Source organism: bacterium, assembly GCA_024228115.1.
Classification (GTDB): domain Bacteria; phylum Myxococcota_A; class UBA9160; order UBA9160; family UBA6930.
Genome location: JAAETT010000257.1, coordinates 1 through 3,654 on the forward strand (window position 1 = coordinate 1; position 3,654 = coordinate 3,654).

A 3,654-nucleotide genomic window follows, 5' to 3' on the forward strand; every position below is an offset into this window, starting at 1 on the left:
AGATGACAGCCTGTGCGGTAGAATCCGGCTTCATGAAGGGGCCCTTGTTGAGGGGAAACGCGTGTTGCAACTCGTTTCTACCGCAACTGGGGCCTTCTTCAATTCAAGACCACGACTTCTTCATGAATTATTCGCGCTAGGGCGCGACAAGGTGGGGTCAAGTCCCACCGCGGCGGCCCGCACGGGAACGTTTCCAGGGTTCAGGGGCCGATCGCGACGCTCCACGTCTCGGCGCCTACACTGCCAGGCGATGAAGACAGCCTACGAGGTGGGTCAGAGTCGCGAGGTCGCGGGCGGCCGTAGTTGGCAGAGCCGCGTGTTCACGATCATCTTCGAAGCCGATACCCCGGCCGGCAAACGCTTCGACGTCACCCTGATCGCCGTGATCGCCATCAGCATCCTCGCGGTGATGCTGGAGAGCGTCGATGTCGTCGAGGCCAGGTATGGCCCTGAGCTGCGCATCCTGGAGTGGACGATCACCGGCTTCTTCAGCGTGGAGTACCTGCTGCGCCTCAGCTGTGTCGAACGCCCCGCCAACTACGCCCGCAGCTTCTTCGGTGTGATCGACCTGCTGGCGATCCTTCCCAGCTTCCTCAGCCTCGTGTTGCCCGGCTCTCAATCCCTCCTGGTGATCCGCGGCCTGCGCCTGGTGCGGGTGATGCGGATCTTCAAGCTGGCCGGCTTTCTCGGCCAGGCCAACCTGCTGCTCAGCGCGCTGCGTGCCAGCCGGCGCAAGATCCTCGTCTTCCTCGGCACCGTGCTGCTCCTCGATCTGATTCTCGGCTCCGCGATGTACCTGATCGAAGGGGCAGAGGGAGGCTTCACCAGCATTCCGCGCTCCGTCTACTGGGCCATCGTCACGATGACGACCGTCGGCTACGGCGACATCGCTCCCGTGACGGTTCCCGGGCAGATGCTGGCTTCGGTCGTGATGCTGCTCGGCTACGCCATCCTTGCGGTCCCGACAGGCATCGTCACCGCCGAGATCGTCGAGAAGATCCGCCCGGGAGAGATTACGACCCGCCGCTGTACCCGTTGCCTGAGCGAAGGCCACGTTTGGGACGCCCATTTCTGCCGCCATTGCGGCCATCCATTAGCGGCACCGCAGAATACGTTGGATGAGGCAGCAGAGGAAGGCACCGAACCGAGCCGCTAGTCTTCAACCCGCCGCCCCCGTAGCTCAGTTGGATAGAGCATCGGTTTCCTAAACCGAGGGTCAGAGGTTCGAGTCCTCTCGGGGGCGCCAGGGAATCCGAGGTCCATTCCGGGCACATGGTTTACAGATGATTCCGGAGACATGGTTGACACTTTCTCCGGCCCGAAGGGGTTTGGGGCGGGTTCCACGCGCCCCTCGTCCCGATCAAAGAAACCTAGGTCATAGTCGAGGAAGCTGACCAGCCAGATCTGGTCATCGACTTCCCGGATCCCGACGAGCTGCCCCGCAACCCAGCGCACGGAGCGGCCCGCGGCAATGGCGCGGCTCGTGTAGGTGCGACGTGTCGTGTGGAACGGCAGCTTGCGGACGCGCTGCTTGCAGAGCTGATCGAGAAGATGGAGCGGGCGCTCGGAATCACCGATCTCGAGAAAGACGCCGAGGTGCTGGGTTTGCAACACCCGGCCCCATCGAGCGCTTCACCGAAAACCGCGGTGGCGCCCACGTGGGGTGGTGCCATTCGACCGATCAAGCGCAGGATCCCATCCCCCAGAAACCAACCGTCGAGAATACCTTCCTCTGCGGCCATTGGGTCGGCCCTGGGGGATGTGTCAGCATCGCCATGAGCGGCGGGCCGAGCGCAACGGAACTGGCCAAGCAGTACCTGGCTTCCGCCTGCCAAACCACACCGACGGCAGCGCAGTCCAAATGCACTGAGCGCCTATGACTGGATCGGCACCGTCCGCGGCTTGTGCTCCGCTTGCTTGGGGATCGTGATCGTGAGCACGCCATCCTTGAAGTTCGCTTCCACGCGATCGCCATCTGCCGTGGGCGGGAGCGTGAAAGAGCGACTGAAAGAGCCGTAGCTGCGCTCGATGAGACGCCGATGCTCGTCCTCTTCCTCGCGTTCGCTGCGCTTCTCTCCGCGGATCGTGAGCAAGTCGCCGTGACCCTCGACGGTGATGTCCTCGCTCTTCGCTCCGGGAAGCTCCGCCGTCACGACGAACGCCTCATCGCTCTCATTCACATCCACCGCCGGGAGCCAAGCCCCCGTTCGCCCACTGGGGCGGCCAAACATTCCCTCCATCAGGCGACCCATTCCCGAGCCCCCGAAGAACGGCTCAAGGTCGAAGCTGGGATCGATCCGCGACAGTCTGGATTCTCTTTCGGTTGCCATGTTCCTTCCTCCTTGCCGAAGGCATGAGCAAGACGCTCTACCCTGCCCCCGCCTTGTCCGGAATAAGCAAGCACCGAATCCCCGCTGTCAATCCGTCTGGTGACCGGAAGCCCCAACGAGAGCTCAGCGGCAGGCCGGGATGGATCCCCGCAGGAACCAGGCACCCGGAATTGTCGGGACCCAGGAAGGCCCCCTGCGGCATCCGGGCAGAGGGCCTTCATTCGGGGTGCGGCGTTCTTCTACTCTGTTGGAGGGATGCACACGCCGCGTGCCGAAAACGGTACAACACCTCCAAGCCGGAATGGAAGCACTATTTGGGCTCGGCGAGGGCCTGCCCACTCTGGCTGCGGAAGCATGCCCCAAGCGAGTGGGGCAGGGCGATCGCGAAAGAGAGCCAACACGACAGCGGGGAGCCTGCGCGATCCCACGCACACTCACCAGACTGCCGGGCCACTCCCCCAACACCTTCCCGCGCACCTCCAGTGCCAGCCTCTCTAGCGGGGCCCGGCTTTTCCCGGATTCGCCCGGCCCAGCGCAGCCAGCGGGGGACGCGTGCGCAATACGCGGCGTAGGTCTCGCCGTAGTGCACTGCGAGGAAGCATTCCTCGCGGCGGATCAGATAGTCGAAGTAGAACGGGGCAGCGCAGGCGAGGAGGGCCAGCAGCACGTTTCCGAGCGCGAGCCCGATACCCCCCGCGAGCAGCGCGAGGGACAGGTAGATCGGGTTTCGGCTGAAGGCGAATACGCCGGTCGTGACGAGCTCGCCCGGGCGTTCCCGGTCGATCGTGAAGCGCCACGAGGCGCCGAGCTCGCGCAACGCCAGGACGTAGAGGCTGACTCCCGCCCCGGCTGCGACGAGCCCGAGCCAGCGGAGCGCGGGCCATGGGATCTCGAGAGGAAGCGGACCCACTGTGATCCGCGACGCCGGTGCCAGGGCGTGCACGATCGCCTCGTAGAGCCAGGTCAGCAGGCCCAGGACGAAAGCGAGGTCCGCGAGGGCCTCGCTGGGGCTTCGCTCGCGGTCGATCGGGAGGACCCACACCCCCCGGAAGGCGAGCGCCACGGCGCGCCAGAGCCCGGTGAATCCCGCGCATGCGAGGAGCACGAGCGCGAGAACGTCGAGCAGGTGATCGGCGGTCATGATGCGATGCAGGTTACGCCTGTTCGGCGACTCGAGGGGAACGCTAGTCCCTTGTCACACCAAAAGCTGGGGGTAGAGTCGTCGCAGTTTCACGCGGGCTTGTTGGGTCGTGAATTGCCAGTCGACGCCCTTCGTCGTTCGGTTGCGATCGTCTTGCCAGGCTTGGACTTGGCGCGTGAGATC

Annotated in this window: 3 protein-coding genes and 1 tRNA gene; 2 read left to right on the plus strand and 2 right to left on the minus strand. The window is 64.5% G+C overall.

Going from position 1 to position 3,654, the window contains the following annotated elements:
• The first annotated feature begins 250 nt into the window (after positions 1 to 250).
• Together GY937_12230 and GY937_12235 are read left to right on the plus strand one after the other, a co-directional pair.
• Positions 251 to 1,156 (plus strand): ion transporter, encoded by a 906-nt coding sequence (locus GY937_12230; protein ID MCP5057476.1) that lies wholly within the window; start codon positions 251 to 253, stop codon positions 1,154 to 1,156.
• A gap of 13 nt (positions 1,157 to 1,169) precedes the next feature.
• Positions 1,170 to 1,246 (plus strand) — tRNA-Arg (locus tag GY937_12235).
• A 628-nt stretch (positions 1,247 to 1,874) separates the two neighbouring features.
• Here the strand turns inward: GY937_12235 and GY937_12240 are convergent.
• Together GY937_12240 and GY937_12245 are read right to left on the minus strand one after the other, a co-directional pair.
• Positions 1,875 to 2,330, minus strand: a complete 456-nt coding sequence (locus GY937_12240; GenBank protein ID MCP5057477.1) for an Hsp20/alpha crystallin family protein — start codon at positions 2,328 to 2,330, stop codon at positions 1,875 to 1,877.
• Between the two features lie 310 nt (positions 2,331 to 2,640).
• Positions 2,641 to 3,471 (minus strand): isoprenylcysteine carboxylmethyltransferase family protein, encoded by an 831-nt coding sequence (locus tag GY937_12245; GenBank protein MCP5057478.1) that lies wholly within the window; start codon positions 3,469 to 3,471, stop codon positions 2,641 to 2,643.
• Positions 3,472 to 3,654: the final 183 nt, after the last annotated feature.